The organism is Leptothrix sp. (in: b-proteobacteria), from assembly GCF_965250675.1.
Lineage (GTDB): Bacteria > Pseudomonadota > Gammaproteobacteria > Burkholderiales > Burkholderiaceae_C > Sphaerotilus.
In genome coordinates this window covers 15,185-30,897 of the sequence record NZ_CBDFPH010000012.1, presented here as the reverse complement: position 1 = coordinate 30,897, position 15,713 = coordinate 15,185, and the positions used below count along the sequence as shown (strand labels likewise).

Sequence of the window (15,713 nt, the reverse complement as noted above, 5' to 3'; positions counted from 1 at the left end):
TCGGCTCCACCAGATCGGACGGCAAGGTGCCGAGGTGGCGCCCTTGCGAGCATCAAATTAATCGTTTTCGCGCAAAGACCATCTGATCTAATAGATTTTTTACCAGCGTAATCGCTCCCACCCTCCATGACGACCTGGCCTGATGACCCGATCGGCGCCGCCTGGCTGGCGATGACCTTCGCTGTCGAGCCGATGGCGGGCTTGCCGGTCATCAGCCGGATCGGCGGCCGGCGCGCAACCCATGATGACCACAGCCTGCGCACCGAGACCTACGTCGAGGCGATGCGCCCCGATGCCACGTTCGTGCGGCATCTGCAGTTTCATCTGCGCCACGAGGTAACGCAGCTTGAATTCCTGGCCCGGCTGTTCGCCCAAGTCGGCCCGCAGCCGATCCAGGATTGGATCGATGCCGAGCCCACCGGGGCCTATGCGCGCCGCAGCGCCTTCCTCTACGAGTGGCTGACCGGGCAGCGCCTGCAGCCCCCTGCGGCGCTGGGCGGCAACTATGTCGATGCGATTGACAGCCGGACCCTGGTGGCAGCGTCCGCAGACCGTCGCGTCAGGGTGCCGCGCTGGCGCGTCAACGACAACCTGCCGGGTACGCGCCATTTCTGCCCCATGGTTCAACGCACTGCGGCGCTGGAGTTGGCGGCTAGTCTCGACATCCCCGGCCTGCTGGCCGAGCTGAGCCGCGACTTTGGCGAGGCCTTGCTCTACCGGTCGGCGGTGTGGATGACGCTGCGCGAGAGTCGGGCCAGCTTCGCGATCGAAGGCGAGGCCGATCAGGCCGACCGCGTGCAGCGCTTTGCCGACGTCATGGCCCGGCGCACCGGCATCGGTGATTTGCCGCTGCAAGGGCCGGCCCTGGCCGAGATCCAGCGCGACATCCTGGGCCCCCGGCGTGCGATTGGGCAGCTGGGCCTGCGCCAGTCGCCGGTGTTCGTCGGCGAGACGGTGCGCTTTCAAGAGGTGATCCATTACGTCGCCCCGCCACCGCAGGACCTGGCCGACATGCTCGATGGCCTGCAGACCTTCGTGACCCGCACCGAGGGCCAGTCCAGCGTGCTGCGCAGTGCGGTCGTCTCGTTCGCCTTCGTCTACATCCATCCGCTGGCCGATGGCAACGGCCGGGTGCACCGGTTCCTCATCAACGACATCCTGCGCCGCGACGGCGTCATCGCCGATCCGATGATCCTGCCGGTCTCGGCCGTGATCAGCGCGGACGCAGGCGAGAAGCGGGCCTACGACAGCGTGCTCGATCGGGTGTCCAAGCCGCTGATGCAGGCGGTGCGCGGGCAGGTCGACTTGAAGGGACCGCGCATCACCTACCCGGACGGCGTGGTGTCCAACCTGCAGTTCTCCGGCGATGAACAGGCCCGCCCGCTGTGGCGTTACCCGGACCTGGGCGCGCATGTCATCTACCTGTCGCGCGTACTGCGCAGCACGATCACCGAGCAGATGCGCGAGGAGTCGCGCTACCTGCGCAGCCACGCCCGCGCGCGCGCCGCCATCAAGAACCTCATCGAGATGCCCGATCCCCAGGCCGACCGCCTGCTGCGCTCGATCGAGCAGGGCGGCGGCCGGCTGTCGAACGTGCTGGTCAAGGAACTGCCGCTGCTGGCCGAGCCGGGGCTGTGGGAAGACCTGGTGGCGGGGGTGCGTGCGGCATTCGCTGACGACTCCGGGCGGTGATGGCGTGCTGCGGCTTGATCAGGGGCCGTACGGGCGGCAGGCACAGGCATCACGTTGCTCTCGTCGTGGCAGCTGCCGCAGCGCCACACGCTGCCGTCGCACGCTTCTAGTGAGTGCCACAGGCAGAAGTGTGTCCCACGCCTCGCTTTGCCATGCCGCCGATACCGACAGATCGTGTTCGTGAATGGGAACGCCAGGCTTGGTGGATGCGCATGTCCGGCGTATTTACAGTGCGGGGCGATAGCTATTGGCAACCCTGGGCGGCAGTTTGATGTGCGACTTGCCGGTTTTGCGGTCCTCATCGACCAGCATGATCGACGAAGCGGGCGAGTGATCCGAGGCCCCCATGATGCTGCGCAGCCATTGCCAGAGCAGCTTCATCGTGCACGGGCGGTTCCCAGCGGTTTCGTTCAGGGTCGCCATGGGCGGTCCTAGTGCGCCCACAGGGCCAGAAAGCCGCTGACGACCAGGTCTTCATCCTCAACGTGCAACATCGACCGCCACACAGGGTTGACCGAAGCAGGAGATTCCGGTGTCAAAGGCGGCACTTGTATACCCCCATATGCGCTTTGACACCGGCCAGCCGTGCCAGGGGCTGTTGCAGGTAGTTGAACGGTCTAGTGCACATGTGCAGTGCCAAGGTTGAATCCTGCCATGTAGACATGTGCGAACACTGCGTTCGCCTTCAGGCTGATCTCGTCGTCTTTCGTGTCGATCAGCGAGCAGATCACTATTCGGATTTCCGACGCTTCGCCAGCATCTGTTAGCGCCTTAAACCAGTGGACAGCGCCTGCGATCTTGAATTCTTCCAGCAAAGGATTTCTTGAGAACCTATGAGAATTTCCGCTTCACAGGCGTGTCGCATGGTGTGTCACGCAATCCAAAAAAGCACATTCGCGTCCGCCACCCGGTTAAGTTGGTTATCAAGCTATCCGACAAAGCATTGCCATTATTTTTTCTTCGGTGAACCACTATTTTCCAGCAATGACTAATCGCTCAAGCCCGCCTGCTGCAGGACATCGGCGACGATCTCCGCGATCTGGAATGCAAGGTATGGCGGCACCGCATTGCCGACCTGCGTGAATTGCGAGGTACGATTCCCCAGAAAGACATAACTGTCCGGAAACGTCTGCAGGCGGGCAGCCTCCCTGACGGTCAGGCTGCGACCCTGCATCGGGCTTGGATGGATGAAAGCATGCCCATCCTTGGCGATGTGGCTCGTGACTGTCATGCTGTGACGGTCGCGCAACTGCACACGGAAGCGATCCTTGAATATCGCATCGCCTGGCGCCAACGGGTCGACATTCTGGTGCTCGGGAAGGAGTCGCGACGGGAAGTCGGCCAACTGGGGGCTTTCACCTGTTTCCTCGCCGAACGCTGCGACAAAGAGGTATCGCAGCACATCGCTGGGCATGTGCGACCGACACTGATGGTTCGCCAGCAATCCGATCGACCGATCACGGTACCAGCGGGTGTGTGCGCTTGGAGATGGAGTGTCTCCACTGGCCGTCATCACGCGATCTTCTCCGATTCCCGGATCGGGTAACGACTTCAGTTTCCGACGCACGTCGCTCAGACGCTGGGCAATCCTTCTCTGGACAGCATCCTGCGAAGACTTCAAGGATTGCAGCACCTCATCCATCAAGGGTGAGTCTAGGCACTCGATCCAAGTGGTCCCACGCCCGCGGAACGATAACGCCGACCGAAGTCGCGGAAGGTCGTCAATCACCTCGCCCACCGACGGCGCACTGGCCGCCTGCAGATGCTTGACCAACGCCGCCTTGCGGAATACATCGTTCCTGATTCCGCAGATGATCACCCGATGCCGCGCCTGCGGAATGCCATGCGCTTCCGCCTTCACGATGTACTCAGCCGGATCGGGATCGAACAGATCTGCGGAACCCCGGGGGAGGGCGACCAGCGTGTAATTGAGGCCGGAATCGTTTCCCGATGCGATGTCTGGCCGTTTGAGGTCAGAAACGATCGTCTCGAAGATTTGCCGGTCAGATACCCTCGATGAAAGGATCCCCTTCACGTTCTCCATGATGAATACCGCTGGCCTGAATTCCTCGATGACCCTCAGATACTCCTTGTAAAGGAAATGGCGGTGATCATCCTCGGCCTTGTATCCTATTGTCCCTCGATTCCTAGCCCTGCCGACGACGGAATATGCTTGGCACGGCGGCCCGCCGATGAGTACAGCATTACTGGGAAGCACATCGCTACCCGTCATGTGTCGCAATCGCTCCCTTATCCCTCGACTGACCACATCCCTGTTGGTGGGCCCCATTTCGAGATTCCACGCTTCGCCTCGCGCCTTCTTGCAGGCAGCCCGAATCAGTTCATCACCGCAGGCCTCCAGAGATTCGAAGACGATGTTCCATGGCGACTTCGCAAGGATGGAATCCCATTGATGCCACGTTGTACGATCAGCGCCACCACCCTTCATCAAGGCCCGGTGAGCTGCCCGCAACTGCAACGTCTCGAATGCCATGCCGTCCTTCTCGATGGACACTGCGATCTGGAAATCCGCTGATTGGGCTTTGGAGAATCCTTCGCCGAGTCCGCCGGGGCCGGCAAACAGGTCTATCACGGGAATGGGCATTCGGTAATGGCTTCTAGTTTTGTGTCGGTATGGGTGGCAGGACACGATCCTGACCAACCCTGCATGCTACCAGGCACTGCGGCGTGCGTTGTCTGTGCAACGGCATTGCCGCGGTGCTCGGGTCTTCTGATCCGACTCCGGGTTCAAGGAACCAGCCATGGTTGACGTCGTGGACATCAGAACGCGGTCAAGGATGATGGCCGGTATCCGGGGTCGTGACACCAAGCCGGAACTGAGGGTCAGACAGTACCTTCACGGTGCAGGCCTGAGGTTTCGCCTGGATGCAGCGGGCATCCCCGGCAGACCCGACGTGGTCTTCCGCGGATGTCGGCTGGCGGTGTTCGTGCATGGATGCTTCTGGCACCGGCACGCGGGCTGCCGGTTCGCGACCACGCCAGCAACGCGGATCGAGTTCTGGGCGAGCAAGTTCGAAGCCAACATGGCTCGTGACGCACGCGTGAGCGCTCAGCTTCAGAGCTTGGGCTGGACCGTCTTGACTATATGGGAGTGCGATACAAGGGATGTAGAGGCGCTCGACCGCCTTGTATGGCAGATCCGCGCAGCCGGCAATTAACGATCTCCATCCTTGCTCCAAGCATGCAACCCCTTATCGAACTTCGGGGATGCCGGTGGCTGCAGTGGAGTACGTCGCCCCCAGGACCGCTTCACGACACTCGGGCTTCTTCGCCCATTCCGAGATCATCTTGCCGTTCGAGGTTCTGGCAAGCGTGTCGTTGACTTCCTTGGCCCATGTCGCGATCTGCGCCATGAGCTGAGGTGAGGGTGTCTGCTGTGTCCAGATGCGGTCAAGATCGATCCGAGCACCGAGCTTGTCGGCCAGCACCGAGACGGTGTAAGCAGCCACGTTTGCTTGGAAAGCAAGGAACGCCGTCCGGGTCTGCTTCTGCGTTGCCCGAAAGATCAGGCCTTTGGCGATCATGGCCTTGTAGTCGGCAACCTTGGGAAGAGGCCGTTCAGCCTCGTCAAGCCCGGAGAGCATCGCCATGAAGTGCTCGAAGTTCTTCTGCGAACCCTTGCTCACGACATCGGGTAGCTTGTTCCAGGCCGTCACGTACTTGGCCAGATCTGTCTTCGTCAGCCGTCTGCCCAGGGGAATGGCCTCCTTCAAGGCCTTGAGCTTGCCGGGTGTCGTTCCTTCGCGGGCAAGCATCGTCGCGTAGCTTCCTGCCGCTCGCTCGTAGAACCAGCGCCCGACACCGTCCGGGCAGTAGACCGACAGCGACAATTTTTCCACGGCTACGTGGAACGGCTTGTTGGCGGACAGATCGGACTGCTTGACAGCGTTCTGGCTGTTGGCGAAGCGGGAGATGTCGGAGATCAGGGATTCTTCGTCGACCGGATCCTGAGCCTTCATGACGATCACCTTCGCGGGCACGCGGACCTTGCTCAGGTCAGTGTCCTTGAACCTGCTCTTGGTGAAGTAGATCGATGCTGTTGTCTGACCGCCGTTGACGATCTGCATGCCCTTGAGCCATGCGATGCCCGCAGAACCGTCTGGGGTCCGGCTAAGCCGCATCTCGTCGGCTACGAGCACGATACCGTTGTTGTAGGCCATGAAGCGCCCCGGCGCGTCCCGCAGGGTGGCCTGGATGCCGGCATTGACTCCCTTGCCCTTCACGCTGAGGAAGGAGCGCACGTTGGCTTCAAGCAACCTCGCACCAAACCGCTCGTACAGAAGTCGCAGCGCCTCGCCCGGAATGGCGGTCAGGGCGAAGTCGTAGTCAGTGCTTTCACCCGGCACGTAGACACAAGGCAGCGGTCCGCCCGACACATCGAGGAAGTTGACGACGAGTTCATCACGCGGCTTGCCCTCGGACCAGTGCCTGTGCAGGCGCTCGATGTCCATGACCTCCAGCCGCACCGCCTTGCCACCGATCTCGCGGGTCTTGAAGCTCTTGGACTTGGCGATCCGGTCTGTGAGGACATAGATCCGGACCTGTTCCAGATCGTTGTAGATCGCCTGCAGCGTCTCGGCAAGTGATCTGACGTCACTTGCCGGATCGAGCTTGGGTGCCAGCTTGCCCTCGGCGCATAACGTCAGGAAGCGAAGGCACTGCTCCACCGCGACCTTGGTATCCGCATCAGGCACGGGTGTTGGCACGTCGACGCCGTCGTAGAGGCTGACGAACAGGTCGAGCTGGTCCTGGTCGTCATTGACCGAGTAGCCACTCATCCGCAGGGTGGCATTGCTCACCTTGCCCTTGAAATGGCATGCCACGGGCTCGAATGTCATGCCGATCTCAGCCATGTGCTTCATGACGATCTCGGAAAAAACGATCTCGGCGAACGGGGAACCCTCACCCATCTGCGTACGGACATTGGCCTGTGTCTCGTTCAGGAAATCGGACAATTCCATCTTCAGATTGCTCCCAGTTCTTTCAAAACAGTATCGATCGCCATGCCAGGACCGGGAACCTTGTCCAGATCGATCTCGTAGGACGCCCTCATCACCCCGAAGGGAACACCGGCAGGCGTGAGTCGAGGAAAGCCCTCCACAACCAGCAGGAGCCGCAGCCCGACGGAGACAAACCGGCGCGAGTAGCTGTCGGCATGTGCGTCAAAGTATCCAGCCGCGATCAGCCGGTCTGACAACAGCCGCTCAGCCTCGGCATCACCGCGGACGATGTCCTTCATCCCTTCGACGAAGTCGGTTAGCCCTTGGCCAGACGCTGCCTGTCGCAGGCGTACCCCACCCACGAACAGCGGCTGACGGACTGTGTCGTCAAGCTGGTCCAGCGAACCGATTCGCGCCGGAAAACCCGATACGGCCAGCGTGCATTTCACCTCCAGGCCACCGGTTCCGAGCTCGAAGTCTCGTCTTCCGTCGAGAGGGCCGACCCAGGCCTCGCAGGCGGTCTCAGCCGGCACGCCAGCTTCGATGACTGCGGAAAGGGCCACCAGTTCGCCGATCAGGCCGATTTCAGCCTCGGGCCCCAGCGGCTGCATGCCCTTGCGCATGAATTCCTGCCACGCACGCACGCGACCAAGGAACACACGCAAGAGCTTCTGTTCATCCGCACCAGTTGCAGCGTCGAGCGCATCGGCCACGTCGCATGCCATGGCCAGGAACAGGTCGAGGCTTCCCGTGGATCGACGTGTCAGCGCAAGCCAGGTTTTGCCATCAGGTAAAGGATCGATGCGCTCGACCGAAAAACCATGCCCCTCGGGCAAACGCTCCGCCGCGGGAACCGCGGCCGTCGAGAACCTGGCCAACAGCGCTTCCTCCCTGGAAGGGAACCGCCGCCCTGCATGAAGCACCCCGCCTGCACTTGACGAGATGGGGATGCTGCGCCAGCCCGATGCATGTTTCCCCGCGTTGGCCAGCGAATCCCACGCAACGGAGATCTCCTCACTCCGATGTCTCAAACTGCTGCTCCCAGTAGAGGTGGTCCACCTCGTATTCCACGACAACGCCGGATTCACTGGCTGGAAAGCTCATGGCAAATGCCATGACCGGATCGGTCCAGTCATCTGGCACAGCGCCCTTGCCACCCGCCGCCGCCAGTGGATAAAGCAGCAGAAGGCCTCGCGCCGAGGCGCCCTGCTGGCGGGCGAGCACTTCGCGCAACTTCTTTCCGCTGGGCCGCGTTGGCACCGTGACACGGTTGCGCGCGGGGTCCGGCTTCCAATCATTCACCGTCAGGCCAAGCGCTTCCAGCCAATCTGGCTCATCGATGTCAATGGCCTCGTCCGAGGGATCGGTGAGGACACCGATCGTGTACGAGCCCTCATTGCGATCCCTGTGTGATCGCTTGGGAAAACTGGACACGGTGTGGCGGTGCGCAAAGGTATGTGCCGGACCTGAATCAGCTTCCCCCTCGGCGACGAGTGCAACGGTCCATGACAACAGCTCGCCTCGTGCATTCATCTTCGTGATGAACTCGGCAAGCACCCGGCTGTGCGCCCTGGGAGATCCCCGTGGCGTGACATACCCGGAAAGGAATTCGATCACCGCTTCCGCTGAAACATGGCGCCACAGGATCGAGTTGTTCCATCGCTCAGGTTTCTCAGTGCCGCGGTTTCGAACCGGCGCCATCTCGGACGGATCGCCGATGGAACCGATCAGGCGGTCAGCAGCCTCCAGGTTCTGCCTGAGCGCGGGCTTGTCATTCCTGAAGACAATGGTTTGGACCAAGGTGCCGCTGTAGGTCAGCGACAACGTCTGCGCGCTGCGCATCTTCATCGGAGATGTCACGAGGAGCACCGGATGAGACTCGACCTTGAGGCCATAGTCCCACGGCGTCCCCCCAGTGGCGACCATGACATCGAACTCTTCCCTGAGCTCCTCCGAGGCGTCCGCAATGTGACCGAACCAGTTGACCAGGTCCGCGGTCGTGTAGAGGCGGCACAGGTCGAGATACCCGGGGCGATAGCCGAACCACCGCCCCATCTGCATGAGGGTGTCATACATCTTCGTCGTGCGGACGAAGTAGCTGGTGCACAGCCCCTCCAGTGTCAGGCCGCGCGCCAGCTTGTCTCCACCGATCGCGATCACCTTCAGGCCTGTCGACTGGTGCTCGACGTAGTCCAGCGTGTCCGAGGCCGAACCGTTGATGATGCGCACGTCGATGTCGGACAGCACCAGGGGAAGCACGTCCAGCACGGAATCCCAGGACGGCATGCAGGGCGGCCCGCCGGGTTCAGGAACTGTCTTCGCAATCACTTCACTCGTGGTGACGAAGTCCTGGTGCCAGAGCTCTCTCAGCTCGTCGACGAGGGCTTCATGGTCGATGCGACGGGTGATGCGCTGCTTCATCCGCCGCACGAGTTCCTCGATCTGGCGATGGACCTCGACCTGCACGTCGGTGAAGCGCGTCACATGGACGAGCATCGACGAGTGAGCCTTGCCCTGACCTCGACAAGACCGGGCGGCACAGGAAAGCACGAATGAGCACACTGCCTCCCTGAGCGAGGGCGGAACGGCATCGGTTCCCTTGTAGACAGGAACGTGGGTCTTGTTGTGCTTGGGTGGCATCCATCCGCCAGGGACATCCTTGTTGACGTGGTCGGAGATGTCGCGCGTGAGCGGGAGTTCACCAGCGCGGCCGTTCACGCCGCGAAGACCGAAGACACGAGCTGGACCGACATAGTTGGATGGTGCGGCCAGGTTCTTGATGAAGGACCTCGGGAACAGGTCCGGTCCTTCTTCCTTGGTCTCGTTTCGTCGATGGATGAAGATGTTCGCGAACGGCGTGGCGGTGTAGCCGACGTAGGCCGACTTCGCGAACGAGTGCAGGATCCTGCGGATCAGCCGGTTGATCGCCGTGGGCTGATGGTCATCGTCAGGCACACCCTCTGCATTGAAGGACTGCTCGCCCGTGTCGACCGATGCATTGTCGGCCTCGTCGTCGATGACCAGCAGCGGCAGCTTGCTGACGATCCGCCGGCCGGTGACGGTATCCGTCGCATCGGCTACGTGATGACCCTGGATCCACTTGAGCAGCCGCCCCAGCACCGTCTTGTTCTTCTTGATGACGAACAGCCAGGGCTTCTCCTCGGGGGAGATCGCGAAGTGCTTGGCGACCGCCGTGTTGAAGTCACCGTTCTCGGCGCGGGTCGTCGCGCAGTGAGGATGGATCTTCGGATCGCTGTCCTCCTCGTACACGCCGAGCGGCTTGCCCGGATCGCGGTTCGGCGATGTCTCGTAGCCGAGGAATGCCTCTTCCAGGCGGATCTGGGTCTGCGAACGCAGGTTGTTGTGCAACCCGGCCAAGACGATGATGATCTTGTAGCCGGCATCCGCCGCCTTGCAGATCAGTGCAGAGTAGCTGCTCGTCTTGCCGGACTGGACGTGCCCCACGACAAGCCCTCGACGGTCCCAAGAACCGTCCCGCCGGGGATCCTCCAGCAGGCCGAGGATGCCGTCGGTCGACTTGTCGAGCGCATCGACCACGTCGACCGACAGGGACCGCTCCATGTACCGCTGGAGCCGGTGCCAGTAGCGCCAGTCTGTTTTCCTGGAGGCATCAAGCCAGTCAACGTGGCCCTTGTCATCGCGCAGCGTTCCGTCGCTTCCAATCCAGTGACTGAACCTGCGAATCAACTCCGAAACGGCAGCGTCCTTGTCGACCTGATCTTTCGCACCCGAGAACAGGGACGCCGCGATGGCCACCTTCTCCGCAATGAGGCTTGGAGATCTCTTGCTTTCGTCCGGTTCATCTTTCAGCAACGTTTGCGCTATCGAGATGACCTTTGCCTGCAGGGCCTCGTTGATGGTCATGAATGTCCTCCCCCTTCGTACGAGCCGGATACCTGTGCGCCCAGTGCTGCAACAAGCTGCGGATAGTTCTGGAACGGCTCGGTCGTGGACAGGGTCTGCCGGGCAAGCTCGGGGCTCATGCCGCGTCGACCGACCATGTCCTTGAAGAGCGTTGCAAGCACTCCGGTCACGTCAGCCGCCGGAGCTCCCGAAAAACCTGTCCGAGGCATGTCCTTGTTCTCGGCCGTGTCGAGCCAGATCTTCTGCACGGGCACGGTCTCCTCAATCACCCTCAGCATGGCCCTGACGATCTCGGCCTGTTCGCCTGCGGCTTCAAGCGCGGCCGCCACGGCTGGATGTTTCTCGTCGACCCGGTAGCGCATGCCGGCCTTCGTCTGATCGACCCTCCAGGCTTGCTCTATCGGGAGACCTCCACGCACGGGCCCCGGAGATCCGCGATAGGCGAAGACCTTTCGTGCTCGGTTGCGCGTGTCCTCGGCAATGCTCGACAGCCAGCCCCTGAGAGCCACTGGCGGCCTGGCGGTGGACTTGCGGATGTCGATCTTCCAGTCGGCATCTGCAGTATTCGGGATGTCAAGCCGGATGCGGGCCAGGCGATAGGCCTCCTCGCGGTTCCAGGCACGCCCCTGTCCCAGACCCAGCCAACCGCCAGCAACAAGAAGTCTCTGGTTACGGTAGACATAGAACCCCTGCTGCGCATTCCATCCATCGGGTCCTGCGCCGTCCTCGAACTCCCCGGCAGACAGCCGGTCCTTGTGCGGAAGCACGTGACACTCGACGCTCACGATGCCAGTATCTGACTTGAACGGTTGCACGGGCGACGCCCAAGTCTTCGACGGATGGTCTGTCATGAAAGGGTCCCAGGGCGATACGGGGTTGTTGTTCAGATAGATGCGAAGCCGCGCACGAGGGCCCTGAAGCAGGCGATGGAAGACCATCGCGAGGTGGGCCTCAACCCTGTCGACGAGATCGACGAAGTCATCGGCGTCATAGGATTTCGTCACGATGCGGTCCAGCACTTCCCACAGCACCAGCGTGCCCGATGCGCCGGCCGGCAAGGACGTCAGGCGATTCTCCGAACCAGCCACTGCTCCCTCGAACAGAAGCCAGCCACCCTGGGGGTTACGGGCAAGCTCATCAAGATCCCAGCGAAGGCAGGACCTGACCCCCCCCTTGCAGCTGGCGACCGTCAGGCGTCTGCACTGGGAAAACGATGCCGTCTTCAACCCCATGCCGAACCGGCCTAGATCTCCAGCCACACGTTCATCAAGAGGGCTCCTGTCACCCAGGGTCATCGCCCGTTCGAGTTCGGCATCCGTCATGCCGTTGCCGTTGTCGAGCAACGCGATATAGCTCGCCGTGCCGACCCACGCGAAGGTCACGCGCACTTCCGACGCCCCTGCCGAAATGCTGTTGTCGATGATGTCCGCCATTGCTGTCGCGGTGGAGTATCCGAGACCACGCAGGGCCTCAAGCATGGCGCAAGCCCGGGGTGGGGCGTTACGTGCGGTAGGTCTCATGCAGATCACTTCCAGTAGCCATGGCCAGGCCATTCCCTGAATCCGAGATGGAGAAGCCGCCGACCAAGCACGGCATGATCGAAATCAGACGACGCTGGAATCCTGATCCAGATCACCCCCGTCTTGCTGCCACGCTGGTCGTCGACGGTGCCACCGGCGGCAAGTACCTTCTCAAGCACCATCGCCACTTCTCCCCCATCCTCATGAACGACACCCATAGGTTCATTCGAGGAAGTGCGCGTGTCGACGGCGGTGTACACCGGTTCGGTTTGGACCATCCGTGGCGTGATGACGGCCGCGCGTAGAGTGAACGTCGCTGCTGGCGCAGTGTCAGCGTGGCCGTCCGGAACATGTGCCCCCTGGTCTGCCGCGTTGGGAACGCAGCTCGTCTGGATAACTGCACGTGTAGGGCGTCTTAGACGCCTCAATGCCTTGGCTTCAACCTGTCGTATACGTTCACGCGTCAAGTCGTACAAGTCTCCGATTTCCTCAAGAGTGCGCGGATCTATGCCATCCAAGCCGAACCGCAGTCGCATGATTTTTGCTGACCTCGCGTCCAGGCTGGCAAGCATCTGATCAAGCCCTCGGCGAAGTTGAGTTGCTGACACAGCATTGATGGGGTTCGAGAGCCCTGACGCATCGGCAGGCTCGCCAGGATCGAGTTCGTCCAGTGAGATGGGCGTTGCAGCAGCGGCCAGCAGCGCCTTCACTTTTGACAACTTCACGCCGAACTTTTCTGCAAGCTCCTCGTTTGTCGGACTTCTGCCGAGCTTCGATTCGAAGCGTCTCGTCTCACCGAACAGGTGCTGTACGACCTCATGGACATGGACGGGCAGGCGTATCGTTCGGCATGTGTCGCCAATCGCGCGTGTCACCTGTTGTCGAACCCACCACGTGCCCATCGTCGAGAACTTATACCCTCGCCGCCAGTCGAACTTGTCCACGGCCTTGATCAGGCCGACGTGTCCTTCCTGCAGGAGATCGTCCATGAGCAGGCCACTGCCCATGTATCTCTTAGCGATCGAGAACACCAGCCGAAGGTTGGCAACCACGAACAGGTTGCGCGCAGTCAGATAACGCTCGACTGCCCCGCGATACGAGGTGGCAGCGGGAGACCTGTCGCGGCGGGCCTCGTCGACCAGCGAGACCAGAAATCCCCGTGCAAGCTGCATTGATTCCAGCGCACCATGAATCCGTGCTGAAGGAATCCTCTCGGCAACGGCAGCTTCAGCCATGCCTTCCAGTTCGGAAAGTGCTGCCCGCACCCGCGCCAGATCATCGTCGGCAGTCAGGGTGGGCAGATCTTCCGTATCGGCACCAGCGCCATCGTTGTCGTCACCAGCGGAATAAATCGCTTCAGCTTTTATGACACCAAGTGCATGGCTGTCGTCACCGTCTTCAGCCATGACCTGATCCGGATTGATACCTTCATCCCGGCTTGGGGTCGTGAAGCTGGAAAGTCGGACAGCATCTGCAATCACCCGTCTGCCCGCATGCAAGACCTTTTGAAGGCCGTGCGACCATGATGCAAGGGCTCTTACGGCCTCCTGCAACGCGACCTCCATGGCTTTCGCGAGGTCGACTTCCTCCTCCGCCGATATCATCCTTTGTCGATAAGCCTCGCGCATGAATATGCGCATGGGGTCGTTTCTATGGGCAACAAGGTCGTCGAGGAAGGTCATCGCCGCATCGATCTCCTCCTCCTCGTCGGAAGATTCGACCGGGTCCACATCCACGGCGAAAGACTCGAACGGACCGCTGTATTCGACACGCTCGTCGGTCTCGGCACCCAGATCATTGATGACCTGCAGCAGTGATGAATCCGACGTCTCGTTCTCGTGAGTCGCCTGTCCATGCCAGGTCTCTTCGACGAGGAAGACAGGCACGCTCCCCTCTCTCAAGGCCCGCAGCAGAAGCTGGCGCAGGGCCATCCGATCCTCGACAGTGCTATCGCTGCGCACCGCAACTGCACGATCAGGAAGGAACGCTTCGAAATCTGCCCAGTCAGCCCAGGTGTCGACAGGAACATGCCGGGTGATCGCCTTGTGAACAGCGGTGGCCGACTCGATTGACGTCACGTCAGGTTCGGACGGCATAACCTCCTCATCAGCCGCCCAGTCGCCCAGATCGATCAAACCATCGATCTCGAAATCCGCCACTTGGTCTGACCCGATCGTGTCGTCCTGTTCGACCTCGAATACGAGCGAATCGACCTGTCCGGCCTTGTCCAGCAAGGGGATCGGTTCAGCTTCGTACCCAGGCCTCCCTGCCGGCGAACTGACTACCGTAGGGTGGACATCGATCGCATCCGAAGGTCTTGCAACTTCGACAACTGTGGCGGTGTCCGATTCAGTCTGTCCGTATCGCCCACTTGCAGCGCACCAGGATTTGATTGACGCCAAGGCCTCAGTGGCTCCCGAGGCTCGGGCGATTGCAAGAGCGTCAGCTCCATCGCTGTCGCGCAGTGAGGGGTCAGCCCCTGCATTCAGAAGAAGTACGCAAATCGCCGCGCGATCTCGCAAGGCGGCGAGCATCAGTGGCGTCTTGCCTGTGGGATCACGAGCGTCGAGGTCATCCCCCCGCGAGATGTGTACTCGCACGGAACTCTCGACACCAGCCATAACAGCCAGCTTCAGCAATCGGTTCAGTGGGCACTCGGCGAGCACTGACTGAGCAACGCTCATGAAATGCGGACTCCCATCGCTGCGATGACGCGGGGAATCTCCGTCAGGAAGTTGGTGCTGAAATAACTCTCAGATATCGAATCTTGGTAACTTCCAGCACGCACCGTCTTCCTTTTGGCCATTCGGCTCTTTCTCCCTTAAGTCCACTGGGAATCTACCCTACCAGCGCCTCCGCCATGGCGATGTCGTCGTTGATCGTGTCCTATATGAAAAATTTTTCACACTTGCGTCACATGGTGCAAATTCACCCCTCATTTTTTCTCTTGGAATAAAAGTGTATGGGGCCGGTCGCGTAGACGTCGGATCTAGGATGAATGTCCACTGGGTGGGCGGCATGCGATCCTTGAGGGGCGGTTCATCATGCGAGGTTTGCAGGCGCCGACGGCGGTCAAGTCCTTCAAGGCGTAATGTCCACATGGACGTGAAGTACCTGCCGCAGATGGCCGACGAGACAGCGCGGCGCTATATGTTCGTGGCCATCGACCGCGCCACGCGCTAGGTGTTTATCGCCATCAAGAGCCACAAGACGGCCGCGGCCGCACGCTCGTTCCTCAACGCGCTGGCCAAGGCCTCGCCCTGCCATGTCCGGACCATCCTGACCGACAACGGCAAGGAGTTCACCGACCGTTTGTTCGGCAAGCGCGCCAAGGAGCTCAGCGGGGAGCATGAGTTTGACGAACTCTGCCAGGCGCTGGGCATCGAGCATCGCCTGACTAGGCCCAAGACGCCGCAGACCAACGGGTTGGTCGAGCGGTTCAACGGCCGCCTTGAGCAGGTGCTGCGCTCGCACCACTTCAATAGCGCAGAGGATTTGCAGAGCACGCTGCTGCGCAACGTCTGGCTCTACAACCACCACCTGCCGCAGAAAGCGCTGGGGCACGAGTGCCCGGTTCAGGCGCTCAAGCGATGGCAAAAATCATATCCTGATCTGCTCTCCAGGCATGTTGGGAATCGTGCGCGGGACCTGACAC

The 15,713-nt window shown here is 61.2% G+C and carries 10 protein-coding genes and 2 pseudogenes; 3 read left to right on the top strand and 9 right to left on the bottom strand.

The features are described from left to right. Positions 1–126 precede the first annotated feature (126 nt). A complete protein-coding gene (locus AC5IG3_RS17735; RefSeq protein ID WP_491907623.1) occupies positions 127–1,692 on the top strand; it encodes a Fic family protein in 1,566 nt (521 codons plus the stop codon). 225 nt (positions 1,693–1,917) lie between these two features. Here the strand turns inward: AC5IG3_RS17735 and AC5IG3_RS17730 are convergent, their stop codons facing one another. From AC5IG3_RS17730 to AC5IG3_RS17720, 3 genes are all read right to left on the bottom strand, one after another. Further along, positions 1,918–2,115: a hypothetical protein gene (locus AC5IG3_RS17730; protein ID WP_491907622.1), complete on the bottom strand. Its 198-nt coding sequence runs from the start codon at positions 2,113–2,115 to the stop codon at positions 1,918–1,920. Positions 2,116–2,309: 194 nt separating this feature from the next. Then, positions 2,310–2,507 (bottom strand): hypothetical protein, encoded by a 198-nt coding sequence (locus tag AC5IG3_RS17725; protein ID WP_491907621.1) that lies wholly within the window; start codon positions 2,505–2,507, stop codon positions 2,310–2,312. A gap of 173 nt (positions 2,508–2,680) precedes the next feature. Next, on the bottom strand, positions 2,681–4,297 hold the full coding sequence (locus AC5IG3_RS17720) for a DNA cytosine methyltransferase (RefSeq protein ID WP_491907620.1): 1,617 nt from the start codon (positions 4,295–4,297) through the stop codon (positions 2,681–2,683). Between the two features lie 157 nt (positions 4,298–4,454). Between AC5IG3_RS17720 and AC5IG3_RS17715 the strand changes: the two genes are divergently transcribed. Beyond that, positions 4,455–4,871, top strand: a complete 417-nt coding sequence (locus tag AC5IG3_RS17715; protein WP_491907619.1) for a very short patch repair endonuclease — start codon at positions 4,455–4,457, stop codon at positions 4,869–4,871. Between the two features lie 33 nt (positions 4,872–4,904). On the opposite strand, the gene AC5IG3_RS17710 is transcribed toward AC5IG3_RS17715, so the two are convergent. The 6 genes and pseudogenes from AC5IG3_RS17710 to AC5IG3_RS17685 all read right to left on the bottom strand — a co-directional run. After that, a complete protein-coding gene (locus AC5IG3_RS17710; RefSeq protein WP_491907618.1) occupies positions 4,905–6,674 on the bottom strand; it encodes an AIPR family protein in 1,770 nt (589 codons plus the stop codon). 2 nt (positions 6,675–6,676) lie between these two features. Further along, the gene (locus tag AC5IG3_RS17705; RefSeq protein WP_491907617.1) at positions 6,677–7,741 is read right to left on the bottom strand and encodes a PD-(D/E)XK motif protein; all 1,065 of its coding nucleotides are present in this window, start codon (positions 7,739–7,741) and stop codon (positions 6,677–6,679) included. Continuing rightward, positions 7,668–10,538, bottom strand: a complete 2,871-nt coding sequence (locus AC5IG3_RS17700; protein WP_491907616.1) for a Z1 domain-containing protein — start codon at positions 10,536–10,538, stop codon at positions 7,668–7,670. Before AC5IG3_RS17700 ends, AC5IG3_RS17705 begins: the two co-directional genes overlap by 74 nt. Continuing rightward, positions 10,535–12,016: an ATP-binding protein gene (locus AC5IG3_RS17695; protein WP_491907615.1), complete on the bottom strand. Its 1,482-nt coding sequence runs from the start codon at positions 12,014–12,016 to the stop codon at positions 10,535–10,537. The genes AC5IG3_RS17700 and AC5IG3_RS17695 overlap by 4 nt, the downstream gene beginning before the upstream one ends. Positions 12,017–12,063: 47 nt before the next feature. After that, complete coding sequence (locus tag AC5IG3_RS17690) at positions 12,064–14,292, bottom strand: RNA polymerase sigma factor RpoD/SigA (protein ID WP_491907748.1); 2,229 nt, start codon at positions 14,290–14,292, stop codon at positions 12,064–12,066. Positions 14,293–14,472: 180 nt separating this feature from the next. Then, positions 14,473–14,679: pseudogene (locus AC5IG3_RS17685) on the bottom strand (ankyrin repeat domain-containing protein); the annotation flags it as partial. Between the two features lie 472 nt (positions 14,680–15,151). Between AC5IG3_RS17685 and AC5IG3_RS17680 the strand changes: the two are divergent. Beyond that, a pseudogene (locus AC5IG3_RS17680) lies at positions 15,152–15,697 on the top strand (DDE-type integrase/transposase/recombinase); the annotation flags it as partial. Positions 15,698–15,713 lie beyond the last annotated feature (16 nt).

What these genes read in the sequence shown, in the direction of transcription:
- AC5IG3_RS17735 (WP_491907623.1), top strand. Translation starts at nt 127, where the DNA reads ATGACGACCTGGCCTGATGACCCGATCGGCGCCGCCTGGCTGGCGATG.
- AC5IG3_RS17730 (WP_491907622.1), bottom strand. Translation starts at nt 2,115, where the DNA reads ATGGCGACCCTGAACGAAACCGCTGGGAACCGCCCGTGCACGATGAAG.
- AC5IG3_RS17720 (WP_491907620.1), bottom strand. Translation starts at nt 4,297, where the DNA reads ATGCCCATTCCCGTGATAGACCTGTTTGCCGGCCCCGGCGGACTCGGC.
- AC5IG3_RS17715 (WP_491907619.1), top strand. Translation starts at nt 4,455, where the DNA reads ATGGTTGACGTCGTGGACATCAGAACGCGGTCAAGGATGATGGCCGGT.
- AC5IG3_RS17710 (WP_491907618.1), bottom strand. Translation starts at nt 6,674, where the DNA reads ATGGAATTGTCCGATTTCCTGAACGAGACACAGGCCAATGTCCGTACG.
- AC5IG3_RS17700 (WP_491907616.1), bottom strand. Translation starts at nt 10,538, where the DNA reads ATGACCATCAACGAGGCCCTGCAGGCAAAGGTCATCTCGATAGCGCAA.
- AC5IG3_RS17695 (WP_491907615.1), bottom strand. Translation starts at nt 12,016, where the DNA reads ATGCTTGAGGCCCTGCGTGGTCTCGGATACTCCACCGCGACAGCAATG.